Source organism: Bifidobacterium sp. LH_424 (assembly GCF_056356895.1).
In genome coordinates this window covers 1-20,133 of sequence record NZ_JBKEVC010000007.1, presented here as the reverse complement: position 1 = coordinate 20,133, position 20,133 = coordinate 1, and the positions used below count along the sequence as shown (strand labels likewise).

Sequence of the window (20,133 nt, the reverse complement as noted above, 5' to 3'; positions counted from 1 at the left end):
GAATCCTTGTACCGGATTCCCGACGCCGCGTGTCGCGCGACCCCGTTCCTCCATGCGAAAGGCCGCGCACCGGCATGGTGTCGCGGCCTCATCGCGCGTACGTCAGTAAATATAGTCGACCGGTGAGTGCACTCGGCCGTCGCATAGTCGAATGGAATCGGGCGCAGCCGCCTGGGGAAACGGAGAAATCAGGCGAAGACGTCCAGCACGCCCGGGTCTCCCCCGGCCTCGGCGATGCGCTGGTGGCGCTTCTTCGCCTCGGTGACGACGAATTCGCGGTACATCTCGGCGATGTCCGGATCGAGACCCGCGGCCACGGCGATGCGGTGGAGGCGTTCGATCTGGTAGTCCTCACGTTTGTAGTCGGCGGGCGCGAAGCCGGCGCGCGCCTTGAGCACGCCCACCTGCGACGTGTATTTGAAGCGTTCGGCGAGCAGGGAGACGATGGCCGTGTCCACGTTGTCGATGGACTGGCGCAGCGCTTTGATCTTCACCACGGTTTCGGCGGTCTCGGGATCCTCCGCGGCCTTCGCGGAGTCGATGACGGTGGCGTGTTCGCCGGGATTGCGGGTGACGGTGGCGCTCAGCCAGTCGCCGCCGTCTTCGGATGCGGTCGTGCTCGTCGTTTCAGTCATACGAGCTACCTTACTCCAACCGGACTGTCGGGGCACCCCCTCGGTCCGGCGTGCGCCGGACGGCTCCCCCTCAAGAAGGCGCAGGAAACCCCGAACAGCCGGAACCCTCAGTACCGGTAGTCCGGGCCGATGGTGAGGGCGTCGTCGTGGGTGCGGCCGGTGTGGATCGCCTCGTTGGCCTGGGCGATCTCGTCGGCCGAATAGTCGAGCGCGCGGCCGTCGAGCTCGTTGACGGGGATGATCCAGCCGCCGTGCGTCATGTACAGACGGTCGGCCTCGCGCAGTTCGGCGATCGGCAGCTTGCGGTATTCGATGGACTTGCCCTCCTGCCGCGCCCATGCGAACAGTTCGCGCTGGGACGTGCCGTTGAGGATGCCGATCGACGGGTCGGGCGTCACGAACGTGTCGCCGTAGCGGGCCACGATCGACGAGTTCGGGCATTCGAGCGTGTAGCCGTCCTCGGTGTAGAGCACGGCGTCGCCGATGCCGCGGCGCGCGCACTCGCGGTGCACGGCGCAGTTGAACGCGTAGCTGAGCGTCTTCGCGCCGTTGAGCAGCCACGGCGCGCGTTCGGTGATGTCCGACGGGTAGCCGCGGGTCATCGAGGCCATCGTGATCGGGTCGGTCTCGTGCAGCGTGCCCTTCGCATCAAGGAAGATGAAGACGGTGGGCGTGCGGTCGGACGCCTTGCCCACGCCGGTGTCCGGATCGAGGCCGCGCGAGACGATGATGCGCAGCAGCGGGCCGGGTTCGGGGTCGTCGTACGCGTCGATGACCTGTTCGACGCCGCGCGTGATCGCGTCGAAGTTCGGCTTGGGCAGGTCGACCATCGCCGCGGACTGGGCGAGACGACGCAGATGGTTCTCCAGCGAGACCGGGTACCCCTTCCACACGGTCGTCGCCTCGAAGATGCCGTCGCCGCGCAGCACGCTCAGATCGAACGCATTGATGTTGAGCCCGTTCGGGTCGACCAGCGTGATGAGATCGGCGTCGCTCACCTTCTCGTCGCCGAACATCGCCTTGCCGTTGCCCATTCCCAGCACGATCGAACTCATCTCGTTCTCTTCCCTTCCATTCCGTCGTCCTGTCGTCCCGCCATCGGGCCCGCTGCCGGGCCCATCCGCCGGATTCCGTTATCCGCGCCCAACCTAACCGCGGATTGTTTCATGTGGAACAAGCCGCGTAGCACGGTCGAAATGCAACAGTCACAAACGGACATGAACCGTAACGCGACACGACCGTATCGTGTCGGACAGCACAGGAATGGGGGATGTCATGACCGCAATCGCAGACAAGACCGGAATCACGGAAACCGAGAACACCGAGAAAACCACGGAAACTGCCGGAACCGCCGACGACCCGGCACCCGCACTGAACGCCGATTCCACCCCGGAGACCGCACGCCTCGCCTTCCGCGACGGACTCGTGCGCCCGACCTGCGGCATCGCGAAAGGCTACGCGCAGGCGAATCTGATGATCCTGCCGAAGGATCTCGCCTTCGACTTCCTGCTGTTCGCGCAGCGCAATCCGAAACCGTGCCCGCTGCTCGAGGTGATGGAGGCGGGCGAGACCGAGCCGGCCACCTGCCCCGGCGCGGACATCCGCACCGACGTGCCGCTGTACCGCGTGTGGGAGCACGGCAAGCTCGTCGCCGAAGTGCCGGACATCACCGATTATTGGCGCGACGACCTCGTCACGTTCGTAATCGGATGCAGCTTCACGTTCGAATTCCCGCTGATGGAGGCGGGCGTGCCGGTGCGGCACATCACCGCCGGCCGCAACGTGCCGATGTACGACACGTCCATCGCCTGCCGCCCGGCCGGCGCGTTCCACGCGAACATGGTCGTCTCGATGCGCGGCATCCCGTCCACGCAGGTCGCCGACGCGGTACGCATCTCCGGCTACTACCCGTCCGTGCACGGCGCGCCCGTATGCGTCGGCAATCCGGCGGCGATCGGCGTCACCGACCTCACGCACCCCGACTACGGCGACGCCCCGATTCTCGAAAACGGCGACGTGCCGGTCTTCTGGGCGTGCGGCGTGACCCCGCAAGCCGCCGCGATGGCCTCGAAACCGCCATTCGCGATCACCCACGCGCCCGGCCACATGCTCATCACCTCGAAACGCGACCTCGACTACATGGTGTGAGCCACGCGCGATCGGAAAGGAAACACGGACATGACCACCATCGATCTGAACAGCGACATGGGCGAAAGCTTCGGACGCTGGAAGCTCGGCGACGACGAATCGCTGCTCACCGTCGTCTCCAGCGCGAACATCGCCTGCGGCTTCCACGCCGGAGACCCGATCGTGATGCGCCGCACGCTGGGAAACGCGGCGGCGAACGGCGTCGCGGTAGGCGCGCACGTCGCCTACCGCGATCTCGCCGGATTCGGCCGCCGATATGTCGACGACACCCCTGACGAACTCACTGCGGACGTGATGTACCAGCTGGCCGCGCTGGAAGGCATGGCGAAGGCCGCCGGCACGCGCGTACGGTACGTGAAACCGCATGGCGCGCTCTACAACCGGATCGTCACCGACGAAGCGCAGGCGCGTGCGGTGGTCGAGGCGATCCGCGCCGTCGACCCCGCACTCGCGCTGCTTACGTTGCCCGGTTCCGTGGTGGGTCGCGTGGCCGAGGCCGCCGGACTGCGCGTGTTCCGTGAGGCGTTCGCCGACCGCGCGTACACGCCCGACGGCACGCTCGTCTCGCGTCGCCTGCCGGGCGCGGTCATCGCCGATCCGGACGCGGTCGCCGCGCGCGTCTCGCGCATGGTGACCGACGGCACGGTCGAGGCGATCGATGGCACGATTGTGCCGATCCACGCCGACTCGGTATGCGTGCACGGCGACTCGCCGGCGGCCGTCGCGCTCGCGAAGGCCGTCCGCGAGCGCCTCACCGCCGACGGCGTGACGATTCGTCCGTTCGCGGCGTGAGGGGACGGTGAGCGCGATGACCGATGCTGGAACCGACGCCGCGACCGGCATGGAGGCCGACGCCACGGATTCCGACGCGCTGCGGTTCCTGCCTTGCGGCGAAACGGCGATGATCGTCGAATGCGCCGATCTACACGCCGCGCTGGAACTGTACGCGGCGATCGAAGCAGCGGCTTTCGACGGGGTGACGACGGTGCTGCCGGCGGCACGCACGGTGTATGTGGCGTTCGATCCGCTGATTGCGGCGATTGCGGCGACGAATGTGCATGGTTCCCGTGCGAACGTGCATGGTTCGCCGATGAATGTGCATGGTTTGGGGGCAAACGTGCAGGATTTCCGAAGTATCCTGCAGTCGAAAATCACGAACCTGCACGGTGGGGTGCTGAAGACCCGTGATGCGCGGGTCGTGGAGATTCCGGTCGTCTATGACGGCGAGGACCTTGGGAACGTTGCCAAATTGCTCGCCATCAGCCCTGAACAGGTGGTCGCGCGGCACTCCGGGCACGCGTGGAAGGTCGCGTTCGGCGGGTTCGCGCCCGGCTTCGACTACCTCGTGGACGGCGACCCGATCTTCGACGTGCCACGCCGAAAAGCGCCGCGTTTGGCCGTTCCTGCGGGGTCGGTGGGGCTCGCCGGCACGTTTTCCGGCGTCTACCCGCGAGCCAGTTCGGGCGGCTGGCAGCTCATCGGCAGAACCTCCGTTCCGATGTGGAACGATGCCATGAACCCGCCCGCGCTCCTCCGCCCCGGCGACACCGTACGATTCACGCCGGCGCGCGCCGAAGCCACGGTCCGGCGCGCTCTTCAGCACGACACCCCACACGTTGCCCCGGAAAACCTGCACGTCGCATCGGAAAACCTACATGATGCCGCCTCAACCGTACAGGTTGACGGCTCAACCATGCACGTTGACGGCTCGACCATGCATAACGCCCCTTTCTCCGCCCCCGCTGGCGGGGGCTCCCGCGGAGCGGGTGGGGGTGGTCGGTTGGCCAGTCCCGCCGGCACCGCATCTGCCACTCCTGCCGCCCTCGAAGTCGTCAATCCCGGCGTTCTCGCCACGTTCCAAGACGCCGGCCGCAACGCGCCCGAAATGGGCGTCACCGGTTCGGGCGCGGCGGACCCGCGGGCCTTCCATCTGACGAACGAGCTGGTCGGCAATCCCGCGCACACCCCGGTCATCGAGCTGACCGCCGGCAATGCCTCGTTCACCGCCCACGGCGACCTCACCATCGCCGTCACCGGCGCCCCGGTCCCCATCACCATCACCTTCACGCACACCAATACCGACAAAAGTTCCCGGCACAAGCCGGGTGAGGATGGTCGTCGGACCGGCATCCGCCGCAATCCGGAGCCCGCCTTCCCCATCACCCGTCAGGAGGCGTTCCTGCTGCGCGACGGCGAGACCGTGACGATCGGCGCCCCTGCCGCGGGCCTGCGCGACTACATCGCCGTGCGCGGCGGATTCGCAGTCCCCACGATTCTCGATTCCGCCTCCACCGACACGATGAGCGACATCGGTCCAGCCCCGCTCAAGCCCGGCGATCTCCTCCCCGTCAATCCCCTCTCCCGACTCCCCTACCCCATCGCTACCATCGGACTGCCCCAGCCGTGGCCGGATGATCTGCCGCGCGCCGCCGCCAACGCCGGCACTGACGTTGCCGCGCCCGCCCCCACCGAGCTCGCCGTCACCCTCGGCCCGCGCGACGACTGGTTCACCGACGCCGGCATCGCCACGTTCCTCGGCACCACGTGGACCGTCACCGCCCAGTCGAACCGCGTCGGCCTCCGTCTCGCCGCCTCCGTACCAGCGGCAGCCTCCGCACCAGCCGATACATCGGCCGTACCGGCCGTGCTCTCCCCCAGTCGGCTTCGCCGACAGCCCCCTCGACAGAGGGGGCCAATCCCATCGTCCGCGCCGCACACGTCAGCCGCCCCCACCGCGCCGGCCGTATCCTCTGGCTCCCCCACCATCGAACGCCGCAACCCGCATGCCGAGCTGAAAAGCGAGGCGACGATCCCCGGCAGCATCGAGGTGCCGGGCAACGGGCTGCCGCTCATTTTCCTGCGCGATCAGCCGGTGACCGGCGGCTACCCGGTGATCGCCGTGCTCACCCGCACAGCCCTCGCCACCGCCGGCCAGCTCCCACCCGGCACCCAAGTCCGCTTCGTCATCAACGCCCCCACTCGCTCTGCTCCCCCTGCAGGGGGAGCTGTCGCGCGAAGCGCGACTGAGGGGGCACCAGCATTCCACGAAAGGACGGCATAATGCCCCAATCCGCACCAACGCCAACACCAACCCGCCCCCGTCTCTCCCGCGTCCTCGTCGCGAACCGCGGCGAGATCGCGGTGCGCATCATCCACGCGTGCCATGACACGGGTCGCACGGCCATCGCCGTCTACGCCGACCCGGACGCGGACGCCCTGTTCGTCCATCTCGCCGACGAAGCCTACGCGCTCGACGGCGCGACCTCGAAAGATACGTATCTCGACATCGCGAAAATCGTCGACATCGCCAAAAACAAGGCCCACGCGGACGCCGTGCACCCCGGCTACGGCTTCCTTTCCGAAAACGCGGACTTCGCGCAGGCGGTCATCGATGCCGGACTCACATGGATCGGCCCGAGCCCGGAGACGATCCGCATGCTCGGTTCGAAGGTGGAGGCGCGCCGCATCGCCGCCGAGGTTGGCGCGCCGATGGCCCCGGGTACGACGGAACCGGTGCACGACCCGGCGCAGGTGGTCGCGTTCGCCCGCGAGCATGGTCTGCCGCTCGCCATCAAGGCCGTGTACGGCGGCGGCGGGCGCGGCCTCAAGGTCGTCCACGAGCTCAAGGACGTCGAGGAGGCGTTCGTCTCGGCCACGCATGAGGCGGAGGTCGCGTTCGGCAACGGCGACTGCTTCATCGAACGCTTCCTCGCCCGCCCACGTCACGTGGAGGTGCAGGTGCTCGGCGACCGTGCCGGCCGCGTGGTCGCCGTCGGCACGCGCGATTGTTCGCTGCAACGCCGCAATCAGAAGCTCATCGAGGAGGCGCCCGCCCCGTTCCTCGCCCCGCAGACCGAGGACCGGCTCAAGCGCGCGGCGGTCGCGATCTGCGAGCGCGCGCGGTACACGAGCGCCGGCACGGTCGAGTTTCTGGTCGATCCGGACGGCACGATGTCGTTCATGGAGGTGAATACGCGCATCCAGGTCGAGCATCCGGTCACGGAAATGACGAGCGGCGTCGATCTGGTGGCAGCGCAGTTCGCGATCGCCGAGGGCGAGTCCGTGGCGGACATCGTCGCGCGGGCCCGTGCCGACGCCGGTCTGCCGCCCGTCGGCACGATCACCGTGACCGATACGCCTACCGCGACCGCCACGCCCGCCACGCCCGCCACGCCCGGCACGCCTACCGCAGCCGGCACGCCTACCGCGACCGGCACTCCTGCCGCAGCCGACGCCGCCGGAACTCCCGCCTTCCCCTCCCGCGGTCACGCGATCGAGTTCCGCATCAATGCGGAGGACCCGTCGCGCGGGTTCGTCCCATTCCCCGGCACAATCGACGGCCTGCGCGCGCCGAGCGGTCCCGGCATCCGGTTCGATACGGGCGTCGAGGCCGGTTCGATCGTGCCCGACCAGTTCGATTCGATGCTGGCGAAGCTCGTCGTGTGGGCGCCGACGCGCGCCGCGTGCTTGGCACGCGCGCGTCGCGCCCTCGCCGAGCTGAAGATCGACGGCGTTCCGACGGTCAAGGCGTTCGACGAGACGGTCATCAACGACCCCGATTTCACCGCAATGCCCGTCAGTGATATCACCACGGTTGCGCGCGACTCCGGTGATATCACCACCGTCACGCACGATTCCCGTGATACCACCGGTGTCGCACCCGACTCCCGCGATATCACCGACGCACGTGACGCCGCGACGCCCTCCCCTAATCGTTTCCGCGTCTACACGCGATGGATCGAAGAGGACCTGCTGCCGCGCACGGACGCCGCGACGCTCGCGTCCGGCGCTCCCGGCGCGCGCGGCGTCGCGCCGCAACCGGTCAATGCGTGGATTGAACTGGATGGCAGACGCATGCGGCTCGGCCTGCCCGCCACGCTCGCCGCGTCGCTCGCTGGCGTCGGCGGCCTCGCCGGCGCAAATGGTGCGAGCGGCCTCGCGGGTTCCGCCGCACCCGCGTCCGGCATCGCCGGTACCGCGGGCGCGCCCGGTGTTGATGCGCGACCGGCCGGCGCGATCCGTTCGACGATCACCGGCACGGTGGTCCGTTGGCTCGTCGATGACGGTGCGACGGTCGCCGCCGGCGACCCGGTGGTCGTGGTCGAGGCGATGAAGATGGAGACCGAAATCGACGCCCCCATCGCCGGAACCGTCCACCAGCAAGCCAAACCCGGCGACTCCGTCGCCTTCGACGGCCAATTAGGCGAGGTCCGCTGACCTTGGCCCCCTCTGACGAGGGGGCTGTCCGCGGAGCGGACTGGGGGAGAGATACCGCGAACGTAACGTACCAGCTATCTCTCCCCCACCCGGCTTCGCCGGGAGCCCCCTCGTCAGAGGGGGCCAAGACCGTAGGCACCCCCTCAGTCCGCTATCGCGGACAGCTCCCCCTGAAAGGGGGCGCAGAGGAACGAAGCCGGGCCGGCGTCGCAGGCTCGCTCGCCAACATCTCGCCCCTGAGGGGCGCAGAGGAACGAAGCCGCCGCAACCGGCGGACCGCCGCCTCTCGGAGGGACATGCTGCTGCCTTGAGCCCCCTTGAGGGGGAGCTGGCGGCCGCAGGCCGACTGAGGGGGTTCCGTGTACACCACAAGAGAAGGGAATCATCATGGACAGCAATACCGCTTCAATCGCGAACCTCGCGAGTTGGCGCTTCTACCCGCGGATCGCGAAGATCGCGAACCTGGCGAGCCGCGACGTGGGCCGCGGCTCGGAGACGCTGATGACGTTCTCGCGCGGCGACCTGTTCCGCGCGGCGCGCCAGCTCGTCACCGGGAAACCGGCCAAGGCGCTCGTCGTCACCGGCTTCTATATCCCGAAGGCCCAGGTCCCGGCCGCCGAAACCGATGGACCGCTGGGCGCGTTGGAGGTGTGCATGGCGTTGCGCGCGATCGGCGGCGACGCGTGGCTCGTCACGGACGACTGCTGCGAATCGGTGATCCGTCCGAGCGCGGCGACGATGCTGCCGGACGACCATATCCTCATCGCGCCGGTGCGTGACAGGTTCGACGGATGGATGAACGGCGTCATCGACCTGGCGAAGGCGAACGACATCGACACGATCATTTACATCGAACGCGTCGGACCCGCGGCGGACGGCCATCCGCGCAACATGCGCGGCATCGACATCACCGAGTGGACGGCGCCGCTGAGCCGGCTCACGCAGCTGCAACTGCACACGATCGGCGTGGGCGACGGCGGCAACGAGATCGGCATGGGCCGCGTCGCCGAATACGCGATCGAGGGCGTCGTCGACCATGGCGAGAAGATCGCGTGCCGTGTGGCGACGGACGAGCTCATCGTGTCCGGAACGTCGAACTGGGGCGCGCACGCGCTCGTCTGCGCGATGCGCGCGATGGGGCAGCCGGCGATCGACCCGTATCTCAAGTCCGCGTGGCATCGCGAGACGTTGGCGACGATCGTCGCGCACGGCGGCCTCGACGGCGTCCACATGACCAACGTCGCCACCGTCGACGGTCTCGACCCGGACCGCTACTACGCCGAGATCGACGCCCTCAGCGCCCTCGCGGCGTAAGCGCGCGTCTTCACCCCCCTCAGTCCGCCGTCGCGGACAGCTCCCCCTCAAGGGGGCGCAAAGGAATCGTGTATACGCCACATTCCGACTTTCTTGCTCCCCCTGCAGGGGAGCTGGCGGGCGAAGCCCGACTGAGGGGGCTCCCGTACCCCCAGACGCGACAGAGGCGGTTCCCGGAATCACCCGGAAACCGCCTCTTCGTCGCTGCGGACTCGCGGTCCATCACCGCGAACGCGCAACTTCCCGCGACTGCGATCACCCGACTCATGCCTTCGGCACGGAGCCTTCCTGCGCGTGGTCGAAGACCGGCTTGTTGTTCGCGTCGAACTTGTAGATGCCGATCGACGCGGTGGACGGGTCGTGCGCGTCGTTGAACGGTCCGATGCTGGCTTGGCCCTTGTACTGGATGTCCTTGCCGTCCTTCAGCAGCGCGAGGCACGCCTTGTACGAGTCGCACTTCTCGCCGCCGCCCACGCCGGACACGGCGGGCAGGTTCTTGGCCACGGTCTTGCCGTCGGTCGCGCCGCCCTTCTGCGCGGCGAGCGCGGCGAGGATCACCGCGTCATACGTCTCGGCCGCGTAGGTGAAGTCCTTGACCTTCGGGTCGATCTTCTTCACGCGCGCCTGGAACTCGTCGGTCGGATGCGCGCCGGGGATGGTGCCGACGGTGCCTTCCAGCAGTCCCGCTTCGAAGTCGTCGGAATGGTCGACGGTGTTGCCGTCGGTCATGTACAGCTTGTGCGTGTCGATGCCGGCGGTTTTCAGCGCCTTGACGAGCGAGACGGTCTGGTCGAACGCGATGACGAGCACGGCGTCCGGCTTGGCGGCCTTCACGGCGGTGGCGATCGACGAGAAGTTCGTCTCGGTCGGATCGAACGTGTCCTTCTCGCCGTAGACGACGTTGACGCCCGCGTTCTCGACGGTCTTGACGACGACGTCACGCAGCGACGTGCCGTATTCGTCGTTGAACACCGTGATGGCGAGGTTCTTCACGCCGGCCTGGGCGATGACCTGGCCGAGCACGGCGCCCTGCACGGTGTCCGGCGGAATCGTGCGGAAGAAGAGGTCGTTGAGTCCACTGAACGCGGTGGAGGTGGCGCCGTTGGAGATCATCGGCACGCCGGCCGCGGTCACCTGCTTGTAGCTGTTCTTGACGACGGAGCTGGACGGCGGGCCGATCACGACGGACGGGTTCTTGCTCAGCACGGATTGCGCGGCGGCCGTGTTCTGGTCGGCGTGGTCCGCGTCGGACGTGTCGGCGGTGGTGCCGGACGCGTCCTTGCCGAGCACGCCGCCTGCCGCGTTGATGTCGTCGACGGCGAGTTTCAACGTCGCCACGTTGGACGGTCCGATGTACGCCATCGAACCGGTGGACGGGAACAGTCCGGCCGCCAGGAACGCGCCGGAGCCGCCGCTCGCGCCGCCCGACCCGCTCGCGCCCGAATCGCCCGAGCCGGCCGAGCCGCAGCCGGCCAGCGCCATCGCCGCGGCGGCGACCATCGCCGTCAACGCCATGATCCTCGTATGCGTCGTGTTCTTCGTTCGTGCCTGCTTCATAGCCTCATCACGTTCCTCTCTATGCTTCGTGATGTCGGGATTCCCGCTTGATGATTCGTATGAACCGTTCGCTTGAATCTTGGTTCCCGACGGTACGAGGCGCGTGATTCGGCCGCATTGTTCCCGTGTAACCGCCCGGTGACGCCCGAAAACCCGCGGAAACGCGGTGCGCTCACCGGTAATCCCCCCGAAACGAACAAGCCCCGTCCGTAACATAACGTCACGGACGGGGCTCACGATGTCCTCGGCTCCCCTTGTCAGGGGAGCTGGCCGGCGCAGCCGGACTGAGGGGTAGTCACCGGCGGTTCAGGACCGGCAGGACCGGCAGGACCAACCAACCCAGCCGACCGGCTCCCCCACTCAGTTGCCGTTGACCGAGCCGCCGCCGGTCTGCTGCACGATCGCGGCGAGGAAGTCGCGGTTCGTGGCGGTCTTCTTGAGGCGCGGCACGAGCGTCTGGTACGCCTGCTCGGGCTCCATGCCGCCGAGCAGTCGGCGCAGTCGGTAGACGACCGGCAGTTCCTGCGGCGCGGTGATAAGCTCCTCGCGACGCGTGCCGGACGCGTTGATGTCGATGGCCGGGAAGAGTCGCTTGTCGGCGAGTTCGCGCGACAGGCGCAGCTCCATGTTGCCGGTGCCCTTGAACTCCTCGAAAATCACCTCGTCCATCTTGGAGCCGGTTTCGACCAGCGCGGACGCGATGATGGTCAGCGAGCCGCCGTTCTCGATGTTGCGGGCCGCGCCGAAGAACTTCTTCGGCGGGTACAGGGCCTGCGCGTCGACGCCGCCGGAAAGGATGCGGCCGGAGGCGGGCGCAGCGATGTTGTAGGCGCGCGCGAGTCGGGTCATCGAGTCGAGCAGCACGACCACGTCCTGGCCGAGTTCCACGAGTCGCTTCGCGCGTTCGATGGCGAGTTCGGCGACGGTGGTGTGGTCGGAGGCGGGGCGGTCGAAGGTCGAGGAGATGACCTCGCCCTGCACGGTGCGCTCCATGTCGGTGACTTCCTCCGGACGCTCGTCCACGAGCACGACCATCAGGTGGACTTCCGGGTTGTTCGCGGTGATCGAGTTCGCGATGTTCTGCAGCGTGATCGTCTTGCCGGCCTTCGGCGGGGAGACGATCAGGCCACGCTGGCCCTTGCCGATCGGCGAGACGATGTCCATGATGCGGCCGGTCAGCTTGTTCGGCGTGGTCTCCTGCTTGAGTCGCTCCTGCGGGTACAGCGGTGTCAGCTTGCTGAACTGCGGGCGGTTCAGCGCCTGCTCGACGGTCATCCCGTTGATCGAATCGATGGACTGCAGCGGCACGAACTTCTGACGCTGGTTGCGGCGGTCGCCTTCGCGCGGCGCGCGGATGGCGCCGTGCACGGCGTCGCCCTTGCGAAGACCGTACTTCTTGACCTGTCCCATCGAGACGTACACGTCGTTCGGGCCCGGCAGGTAGCCGGACGTGCGCACGAACGCGTAGGAGTCGAGCACGTCGACGATGCCGGCGACCGGCACGAGGTCGTTCTGTTCGCCGCGGGCGTCGCGGTCGCCGCGCATGTTGCGGTCGCCGCGATCGTCGAACCGCAGGTCGCGCACGTCGCGATCGGCGTCGCGACGGTCGTCACGGTTGTTGCGACGGTCGTCGCGATCGTCGAAGTCGCGTCCGCGACCGCGCAGGCGACGGCCGCGACGATCCGCGTGATCGTCGCGCGCGTCGCCGCGGTCGCGACGCTCGCCGCGCATGTTGCGGTCGTTCCGGCCGCGGCGCGGCTCCTCCTCGTCGTCCTTGCGCGGGGCGTTGTCCTGCGTGGGGAGCGTGGCGAGGATGTCGTCGAGATCGCGCACGACCTCCTCCTGCGGCTCCTTCTCCTCGGACGGGCGACGACGGCGACGCACGTTCGCGACGATGATCTCGTCGCCGTTCTCGTCGATGGTGTGACGACGGCCGCGCGGATGTTCCGGCTCGTCGGTCGCCTTGCCGAGGTCGAGCGTGTCGAGCAGGTGCGTGGTGTCGATGAGCGGGGTGTCGGCCGCGGCGTTGGTGCGGCGGTCGCGACGGGCGGGACGCTCCTCGTCGTCGTTCCTGCGCGCGCTGCGACGGGACTTCGGCGCGGGGAAGTCGATGGCGTCAATCGGCGATTCCGCGGTCTGGGCGGCCGGCTGGGCCTCGGCCGGGGCGGCGGATTCGGCGGATTCATGATTCGTCGCGGACTCGGCGACGGGGGCCTCGGTCTGGGCGGGGGCCTGTTCGGCCGCGTTCGATTCGGTCGCGGCGGCCGGCTGCTCGTCGGACTTCGCCGCGGTCTTCGCGCTCTTGGCAGCGGTCTTGGCGGAGGACTTCGTGGTCTTCTTCGGAGCGCGCACGGTGACGCCTTCGGGAGCCGCACCTCCGGAACGCGCCGCCTGCAGCGTGGCGAGCAACTCCGGCTTGCGCATGGTCGACGTGCCGCGCAGACCCATCTGCTTGGCGAGCTCCTTGAGCTCCGGCAGCTTCATATCCTCAAGATTCTGGCTATTGGCCACGGTGTTCTTACCTTTCCACAGCGCCCACCGTTACGGCATACCGCACCGGCACGCGCCTGAAATGTGATTGCGGCCTTGGCCGCTACGAAACGTTCGCCGCAATGCAATGCCCGCGAACTGCACTCACTCTACAACGTCGAGCCGACCAACGCAAAAGCCGATTCCACACCCCTGCGGAAGGAACCGTGCAGAGTATTCCGCGCCCCCTTCAGGGGGAGCTGGCCGCGAAGCGGACTGAGGGGGTTATACGCAAAAGCCCCCTCGGAAAACCGAGGGGGCTATGCAGGAGTCTTACCGACTACTTCTGTTCGTGGTAGGACTTATCGGTGTTGACAGACCACACGTTCTTCTTCGAGGTCTTGCCGGACTTGATGTTGCCGACGGCCTCGATGGCGGTGGCCATGGAGTGGTCCATGTTGTTGTAGCGGTGCTGGCCGTTGCGGCCGACGCAGTAGAGGTTGCCGAAGCCGTCGAGGTATTCGACGAGCTCGTCCATGCGGGAGTAGGTGTCGAAGTAGGCGGGGTACGCCTTCTTGACGCGTTCGCGGTGCGAGTCGAGCACGTCGGCGGGGCCGTTGATGACGTGCATGCGGGTGAGCTCGGCGATGGCGAACTTGGTGGCCTCCTCCTCGCTCATGTTCCAGAAGGCGTCGCCTTCCTCGCAGAAGTATTCGAGGCCGATCCACACGGTGTTGTCGACGTCCTTGACGAGGTACGGGCTCCAGTTGTTGAAGATCTGGAGGCGGCCGACCTTGTAGCCCGGGTCCTGCACGTAGATCCAGCAGTCCGGCACGATCTGCGGGGTGCCGAGCGTGGGGATGTCGGTGGTGTTCTTGAGGCGCAGGTGCTTGACGAGCAGGCCGACGGTCACGAAGTCGCGGTACGGCAGGCCGTTGGCGACTTCGACCATGTCGGCGGGGGCGTGCGTGCCGTCGACGGATTCGCGGCCGGCGTCGATCGCGTTGACGAGGTCCTTGACCGGCATCGAGGAGATGAACTGGTCGGCGGTGAGCTCGTTGCGGTTGCCTTCGGAGTCCTCGGTCACGACGGACGTGATGTGGCCGCCGTCCTGACGGACCTCGACGACCTTCGCGTCGGTGACGACCTTGACGCCTGCGGCCTCGCAGTTGTGCTCGACGGTCTCCCACAGCTGGCCGGGGCCGTACTTCGGGTACCAGAACTCCTCGATGAGGGAGGTCTCGACTTCGGCGTTGGAGCGCTTCTTGGGCATGAGCTTCTGGAACGCGTTCTTGAGCACGCCGAGGATGGACAGGCCCTTGACGCGCTGCGCGCCCCAGTCGGCGGAGATCTGGGAGGGATGGCGTCCCCACAGCTTCTCCGTGTAGCCCTCGAAGAACATCGAGTACAGCTTGCGGCCGAAGCGGTTGATGTAGAAGTTCTCGAGGTTGTCCTCGGGCAGCTTGTGGATCATCGACTTGAGATAGGAGAAGCCGGCGACCATGGTCAGCTTGAAGCCCATCGCCTTGAGCGTGTTGGGGCTCAGGGAGATCGGGTAGTCGAAGAAGTGGCGGTTCCAGTAGATGCGGGAGACGCGGTGGCGCTTGAGCATCACCTTGTCTTCCTTCTCCGGATCGGGGCCGCCCGGCTCCATGTCGTGCTCGCGGCCGAGCTTCTTGTCGTCGTAGGAGGGCGCGCCCTGCAGCGGCAGGACGTCCTTCCACCAGTCCATGATGCGGTCGTCCTTCGAGAAGAAACGGTGGCCGCCGATGTCCATGCGGTTGCCGTTATGCTTCACGGTGCGCGAGATACCGCCGAATTCGCGGGTCTCCTCCAGAACGGTGACGTCATACTTGTCGGCGCCGCCGTCCTTGATGAGCTCCCATGCCGCGGTCAGGCCCGCCGGGCCGCCGCCGATGATCACCACGGATTGCTTGTCGGTCACGTTCATCTCCTTATAACAAAAATCACGCATATCCTACCGGAGCGCCCGGAACCGCACGCCGCGCATGTGCGGATACACACAGAATCATCCCCATCATCGTCGCCATGACGTGACGGAAGTCGCGGCGAAACGGCAAACGGCGAACGGCAAACGGCGAAACCACACGACAAACGATGCGGCCGTCTCGTCCGCAGGAACGAGACGGCCGCATCCTCACGCCGGTACCGTCACACCATCAACGCCGCACCCGACGATCGCGCCACAGCCGGATCGAGACGCCGGCAAGCGCCAGCGCCGTCGCCACGACGGCGAACCATTCGACGCCGGCGCCGGTGCGCGACAACGCGGCGGTCTTACGGACGCCGCCCTGAGCCTGCGGATGACCATTCGGGCTTTCCGTCTGTCCGGCACCGTCTTCCCCGGTAGTGCCGTTACCCCCATCAGTGCCATCGGGAGCGGCGGTCAGGTCGAGGCGGGCGGCGTCGCCGAGGGTGTTGTGCTTGCCGTTCTGGTCCGCGTTGAGGCAGGTCTTGAGTTCGGTGAGCTTGTACCAGTGGGAGCCTTCGGCGATCGGCATGCATTCGTCGCGGAACGGGATCTCGGTCTCGTTGTAGAGCATGCGCACGAGCGGCGTGTAGGCGCGCCCGGTCTTCGGATCGTTGCCGGGCTTGGCGACCACGTCCCATTGCACGTTGGCGGCCATCGGAGTGACCGATTCGCCGCGCCACTTGTTGTTCGCGTAGGTGTACACGTCGGTCGTGCTGTCGGGCGCCTGCTGGGTGGAGCCGGGCAGGCCGAGGAGCGCGGCGAACGGCATCATCGTCTCGGCGTGGGCGAAGCGGAACGTGGCGACGGTCTTCCCGCCGGCCACGCGCTTGTCGATGGCGTTGAAGAAGTCGTCGAGCAGCGGCTGCGCGATCTTGTACGTCTCGTTCTGGCCGGCGCGGCTCGGGCCCTTCTCGTAGAAGTCCTCGGCGTCGAGCGCCCATGCGAACAGCTCGGCGTCCTTGGCCTGGTCGCCGGTGAAGTACTGGTCGAAGTCGAACGTGTGGCTTCCGGTGTTCTCGTTCTTCATGTCGGCGGCGATGATGTACAGGTTGTACAGGTCCATCGCGGCGTCGTATTCGGAGGCGATCTTCTTCTTGGCCTCGCCGCACGCGTCGGCGTCCTTGGCGGGATCGGCGCCGGGCGCACAGTTGACGGCCCCGCCCTTGGTGCCGTCGGCGGTGTTGTACCACGTGTAGTCGCCGGCCTTGAGCTTGTTCAGGAAGTCGTCGGTGAAGATCCGCGAGAGCAGGTCGTGGGCGGCCTGGGTGAGCTGCGGGTCGGCGGCGATCGTGTCCTCCGCGCCGGCGATGGTCTTGTCGTTGGCGACGAAGTCCTCGTATTCCTGGGCGATCTTCAGCGCGTCGCCGGTCTTCGTGGTGCCGTCCGGGTTCTCGCTCTTGTGGAAGTAGAGGGTGTTGGGCGTCTTGTCGAATTTGGCGGTCTCGCCGGTCGTGCCGGCCGGGTCCGCGGGCGTGACGGTGCTGTCCTTGAGCTCGCCGCCGGATGCCTGGTCGAATCCGCGCGCGAAGTTCTCGCCGGATTCGGTGGCACGCGCCTCGCCGGACGTCTGGTAGGCGATGGCCGCGTCGTCGCCGCTCTTCGCGGCGGCGTCGAACAGCGCCTTGTTGCGCTGGTAGGCGCGTGCGCCGATGCCCTGATGCTGGTCGGCGCCTTGGCCGGTGAGCATGCCGTAGCCGTTCTCCACGTTGGCGGCGGTGATGGCGTCGAGGTTCTTCGTGAACTCGTCGCGGATGGCGTCGGATTTGAAGCCGCCGTCCTTGGCCGCGGCCTCGGCCATCTTCTTGAGCAACGCGTCGTACTTGTAGCTGGACAGGCCGCGCGAGCCGTGGCGGGCCATCGACTCGGTGTAGATCGGCTCGTAGCCGGCCGGGGCCGTGCTGTAGGCGGCGATGGTCTCGTCGCTCGGCGCCACGTACGGCTGCTTGCTGCTGTAGTACTGGCCGTCGCCGGACAACGCGGCGGCGGACGGGATCGGCGCGGTCACGCCGCCGGCCATCAGCGTGGCCAACGCGGCGAGACCCGCGACGGAACCTATGATTCCCCTGTGGATTCTCTCTATACGCATGCCCCCGTTCTATCGGGGCAAATCGAACGGGACACGCGTCGGCGAGGTGAACCGTCTGAACTCTCCCCCACCCCCGCATGAACGCCGGGCGACGTCCTTCCCTGCTCCCTTGCGCCCCCTTCAGGGGGAGCTGACGGCCGAAGGCCGACTGAGGGAGCATCCCGTCCCGCTCAAATCTCGAGCCGCCATCTCTCGGCTCCCCTTGCAGGGGAGCTGTCGGCTGAAAGCCGACTGAGGGGTAGACCCCGCTCAGTCCGGCCGCACTCGCTCAGAATCAGTGGATATCGTCCGGAATGTCGATATCCGACTTCTGCACTTCCTCCACGTTGACGTCCTTGAACGTCACGATGCGCACGTTCTTCACAAACCTGCTCGGACGGTACACGTCCCACACCCACGCGTCGGTGAGCTGCACGTCGAAGTACACGTCCTGCCCGGCGGAACGCACGTTGAAGTCCACCTTGTTCGCCAGGTAGAAGCGGCGTTCCGTCTCCACCACGTAGGTGAACAGCTTGATGACGTCACGGTATTCCTTGTACAGCGCCAGTTCGGCGTCGGTTTCGTAGTTGTCGAGATCCTCGGCACTCATGTCTATCGCTTGTCCTTCTCAAACCAATGGCCGCATCGCGACGTTCCCGTCGCCGATGCGGCCCGTCCTGTCGGTCGTACTTTACCGGCTACCACTGTACCGATAGCCCGGTCCTTTGCGCCGTTCCGCCGCCGGCGGCGGTTCCCGGCGCGACGCGTCACTTTTCCGATTCGCGTTTGCGCCCGCGGCCGAGCGTGCGCCACCACGCTTCTTTGGACGTCTTGCGTTCGCTCTGACCGTACGGCCAGTTGCTTTCCTCGTCCGTCTCGCCGGCGTGCGTTCCCGCCGCTTCCGCCTGTTTCGGCGGTAGTCCGAGCCGTTCGCGCGCCTCGTCCGGCGTCATGTGGTGTGCGTCGCCGCGGCTCGGCGCGATTGCGTCGTCGGCGCGCGTCGCGCCGTCCGCCGCATCGGCACCGTCGCGTCGACGCTGCTGGATGGCGATCGAGTGCTCACGCGCGCTCAGCGCCTCCTTCACGCCGGGATTGTCCTCGATGACGTGCATGCCGAACGCGTCGAGCGAGCGGATCGGATCGTATTCGTCGACGAGGGTGTCCATGACGATGAGGTCCTGGTACTTGCCGCTCGCCGGATCCCACAGCGCGTCGCGCGAGGTGCCGGACGGTTCGAAGCCGAGCGACTGGTAGACGGACACGGATCGCGAGTTCTGTTCGGGCACGGCCACCCAGATGCGGTGCATGCCGAGGCCGGCGGGTTCGGGTGCGAAGCCGTAGGTCATGACGCGCGGCATCGCGTCGCGCGAGTAGCCGCGGCCGCGATAGTCCTTGCCGAGGATGACCTGGATGCGTGCGGACCGGGACCATCCGTCGATGTCGATGAGGAAAATCATGCCGATGACGTTGCCGGTAGCCGCGGCGTCGACCTCGTGATCGGCGTCATGATCGGCGTCGGTGAGCAGCGCCCATGCCATCGTGCGACGGGATTCCGGATCGCCCACGCCGGATTCGCTGGGGGCCTGGCCTTCCGTCCACGCGACGGAACGACGGACCCACGCGTGTACGACGGCACGCTCGGCGGCCTCATCCTTGCCGGTGATCTTCGTGGCGCCGCTGAAGGCCTCGAGCTCGTCGAGCTTGGGCAGGTCCTCCACGGTGGCGGGGCGCAGGTGCACCATTTCGCCGCGGATGGGCGGAATCACGATGCGCTCCGGCAGGTCTCGCCGCGGCTCGGTCACCGATGCTTCCGTGTGCTCAGTCATTTCCTTGTCCATTCCCTCGCATTCGTTCGCCTGATCGGCATCGCCTCGTTGAAGCCAATCATTGACGAAACTATCGTACTCGTCTGCATAAACCCTGAAAACCCCCTGAGCACTCCTTCTTCTTGTGCTCCCTCTTGGTGTCGTCTTTTGCTCCCCTGCATTTTCTTTGCGCCCCTCCAAGGGGGAGCTGTCCGCAAAGCGGGCTGAGGGGGTCCGTCACCTGTTGTTGTGGTTCCTCCCTTGGCTCCCCCTGTGAGGGGGAGCTGCCCGCCGGAGGCGGGCTGAGGGGGTGACGCGTGCGGGGCGTGGGTGATGGCGCTCGTGCGCGTGTGTGTCTTGGAATATGCGAGGGCCCTTGGGAGCTGTTGCTCGACCAAGGGCCTTTCTTATCGTGTGGATGCGGCGGCGTGCTACTCTCCCACACTCTCTCGGGTGCAGTACCATCGCCGTGCCAGGTCTTAGCTTCCGGGTTCGGAATGGGACCGGGCGTCTCTCCTGGGCTATGACCGCCGCAAATCTTCTGTTATCAGGGATGTTCCTCCCTGGATGCTGGTGGTTCGGGGACCGGATGGTGGACGCTGTTGATCGCTTGGGTTGTGACGTCACGGTTGCTCCGTGTCGCGTGCATTCGCAGAAGAGGTTGATGCCGTCCCCTACAGGAGGGGATGAATGTGTGTCGCGCTTCCCCGTTAGTACCGGTCGGCTCCACCCCTCGCGGGGCTTCCACGTCCGGCCTATCGACCACGTGTTCTTCATGGGGGGTCTCGGGAACCGTGGTTCCCTGGGAATACTTATCTTGGAGCGGGCTTCCCGCTTAGATGCTTTCAGCGGTTATCCCTTCCGAACGCAGCCAACCGGCGGTGCCACTGGCGTGACAACCGGCGTACCGGAGGTTCGTCCACCCAGGTC

The 20,133-nt window shown here is 67.0% G+C and carries 13 protein-coding genes and 2 rRNA genes; 5 read left to right on the top strand and 10 right to left on the bottom strand.

The window, feature by feature from the left end:
• Positions 1-188: 188 nt before the first annotated feature.
• Together AC1AYP_RS06915 and AC1AYP_RS06910 are read right to left on the bottom strand one after the other, a co-directional pair.
• Entirely contained in the window at positions 189-635 is a 447-nt protein-coding gene (locus tag AC1AYP_RS06915; protein WP_476502701.1) for a chorismate mutase, read from the bottom strand.
• A 107-nt stretch (positions 636-742) separates the two neighbouring features.
• Positions 743-1,690: an aminodeoxychorismate lyase gene (locus AC1AYP_RS06910; protein WP_476502702.1), complete on the bottom strand. Its 948-nt coding sequence runs from the start codon at positions 1,688-1,690 to the stop codon at positions 743-745.
• Positions 1,691-1,910: 220 nt separating this feature from the next.
• Between AC1AYP_RS06910 and AC1AYP_RS06905 the strand changes: the two genes are divergently transcribed.
• From AC1AYP_RS06905 to AC1AYP_RS06885, 5 genes are all read left to right on the top strand, one after another.
• Positions 1,911-2,783: a putative hydro-lyase gene (locus AC1AYP_RS06905; RefSeq protein WP_476502703.1), complete on the top strand. Its 873-nt coding sequence runs from the start codon at positions 1,911-1,913 to the stop codon at positions 2,781-2,783.
• A gap of 30 nt (positions 2,784-2,813) precedes the next feature.
• Entirely contained in the window at positions 2,814-3,575 is a 762-nt protein-coding gene (locus tag AC1AYP_RS06900) for a LamB/YcsF family protein (protein ID WP_476502704.1), read from the top strand.
• A gap of 16 nt (positions 3,576-3,591) precedes the next feature.
• The gene (locus tag AC1AYP_RS06895) at positions 3,592-5,844 is read left to right on the top strand and encodes a 5-oxoprolinase subunit B/C family protein (protein WP_476547220.1); all 2,253 of its coding nucleotides are present in this window, start codon (positions 3,592-3,594) and stop codon (positions 5,842-5,844) included.
• Entirely contained in the window at positions 5,844-8,000 is a 2,157-nt protein-coding gene (locus AC1AYP_RS06890; protein ID WP_476547218.1) for an acetyl/propionyl/methylcrotonyl-CoA carboxylase subunit alpha, read from the top strand. Before AC1AYP_RS06895 ends, AC1AYP_RS06890 begins: the two co-directional genes overlap by 1 nt.
• A 387-nt stretch (positions 8,001-8,387) precedes the next feature.
• The gene (locus AC1AYP_RS06885; RefSeq protein ID WP_476502706.1) at positions 8,388-9,314 is read left to right on the top strand and encodes a glutamate cyclase domain-containing protein; all 927 of its coding nucleotides are present in this window, start codon (positions 8,388-8,390) and stop codon (positions 9,312-9,314) included.
• Between the two features lie 264 nt (positions 9,315-9,578).
• On the opposite strand, the gene AC1AYP_RS06880 is transcribed toward AC1AYP_RS06885, so the two are convergent.
• From AC1AYP_RS06880 to AC1AYP_RS06845, 8 genes are all read right to left on the bottom strand, one after another.
• Complete coding sequence (locus AC1AYP_RS06880; protein ID WP_476502707.1) at positions 9,579-10,871, bottom strand: ABC transporter substrate-binding protein; 1,293 nt, start codon at positions 10,869-10,871, stop codon at positions 9,579-9,581.
• Positions 10,872-11,231: 360 nt separating this feature from the next.
• Entirely contained in the window at positions 11,232-13,382 is a 2,151-nt protein-coding gene (gene rho, locus AC1AYP_RS06875) for a transcription termination factor Rho (RefSeq protein WP_476547216.1), read from the bottom strand.
• A 298-nt stretch (positions 13,383-13,680) separates the two neighbouring features.
• Positions 13,681-15,285 carry an NAD(P)/FAD-dependent oxidoreductase gene (locus AC1AYP_RS06870; RefSeq protein WP_476502709.1) on the bottom strand — a complete coding sequence of 535 codons (1,605 nt, stop codon included), beginning with the start codon at positions 15,283-15,285 and terminating at the stop codon, positions 13,681-13,683.
• 235 nt (positions 15,286-15,520) lie between these two features.
• Positions 15,521-17,419, bottom strand: a complete 1,899-nt coding sequence (locus AC1AYP_RS06865) for a histidine-type phosphatase (protein ID WP_476547214.1) — start codon at positions 17,417-17,419, stop codon at positions 15,521-15,523.
• Between the two features lie 274 nt (positions 17,420-17,693).
• Positions 17,694-18,008 (bottom strand): DUF2469 domain-containing protein, encoded by a 315-nt coding sequence (locus AC1AYP_RS06860; protein WP_163196996.1) that lies wholly within the window; start codon positions 18,006-18,008, stop codon positions 17,694-17,696.
• A gap of 157 nt (positions 18,009-18,165) precedes the next feature.
• Positions 18,166-19,224, bottom strand: a complete 1,059-nt coding sequence (locus AC1AYP_RS06855; RefSeq protein ID WP_476502711.1) for a GNAT family N-acetyltransferase — start codon at positions 19,222-19,224, stop codon at positions 18,166-18,168.
• Between the two features lie 397 nt (positions 19,225-19,621).
• A 5S ribosomal RNA gene (gene rrf / locus AC1AYP_RS06850) occupies positions 19,622-19,738 on the bottom strand.
• 155 nt (positions 19,739-19,893) lie between these two features.
• A 23S ribosomal RNA gene (locus AC1AYP_RS06845) occupies positions 19,894-20,133 on the bottom strand; the annotation flags it as partial.

Bases quoted from the DNA above. Each gene is read 5' to 3' on its own strand.
- AC1AYP_RS06910 (WP_476502702.1), bottom strand. From the start codon at position 1,690: ATGAGTTCGATCGTGCTGGGAATGGGCAACGGCAAGGCGATGTTCGGC.
- AC1AYP_RS06905 (WP_476502703.1), top strand. From the start codon at position 1,911: ATGACCGCAATCGCAGACAAGACCGGAATCACGGAAACCGAGAACACC.
- AC1AYP_RS06915 (WP_476502701.1), bottom strand. From the start codon at position 635: ATGACTGAAACGACGAGCACGACCGCATCCGAAGACGGCGGCGACTGG.
- AC1AYP_RS06865 (WP_476547214.1), bottom strand. From the start codon at position 17,419: ATGCGTATAGAGAGAATCCACAGGGGAATCATAGGTTCCGTCGCGGGT.
- AC1AYP_RS06890 (WP_476547218.1), top strand. From the start codon at position 5,844: ATGCCCCAATCCGCACCAACGCCAACACCAACCCGCCCCCGTCTCTCC.
- AC1AYP_RS06900 (WP_476502704.1), top strand. From the start codon at position 2,814: ATGACCACCATCGATCTGAACAGCGACATGGGCGAAAGCTTCGGACGC.
- AC1AYP_RS06880 (WP_476502707.1), bottom strand. From the start codon at position 10,871: ATGAAGCAGGCACGAACGAAGAACACGACGCATACGAGGATCATGGCG.
- AC1AYP_RS06885 (WP_476502706.1), top strand. From the start codon at position 8,388: ATGGACAGCAATACCGCTTCAATCGCGAACCTCGCGAGTTGGCGCTTC.
- AC1AYP_RS06895 (WP_476547220.1), top strand. From the start codon at position 3,592: ATGACCGATGCTGGAACCGACGCCGCGACCGGCATGGAGGCCGACGCC.
- AC1AYP_RS06860 (WP_163196996.1), bottom strand. From the start codon at position 18,008: ATGAGTGCCGAGGATCTCGACAACTACGAAACCGACGCCGAACTGGCG.
- AC1AYP_RS06855 (WP_476502711.1), bottom strand. From the start codon at position 19,224: ATGACTGAGCACACGGAAGCATCGGTGACCGAGCCGCGGCGAGACCTG.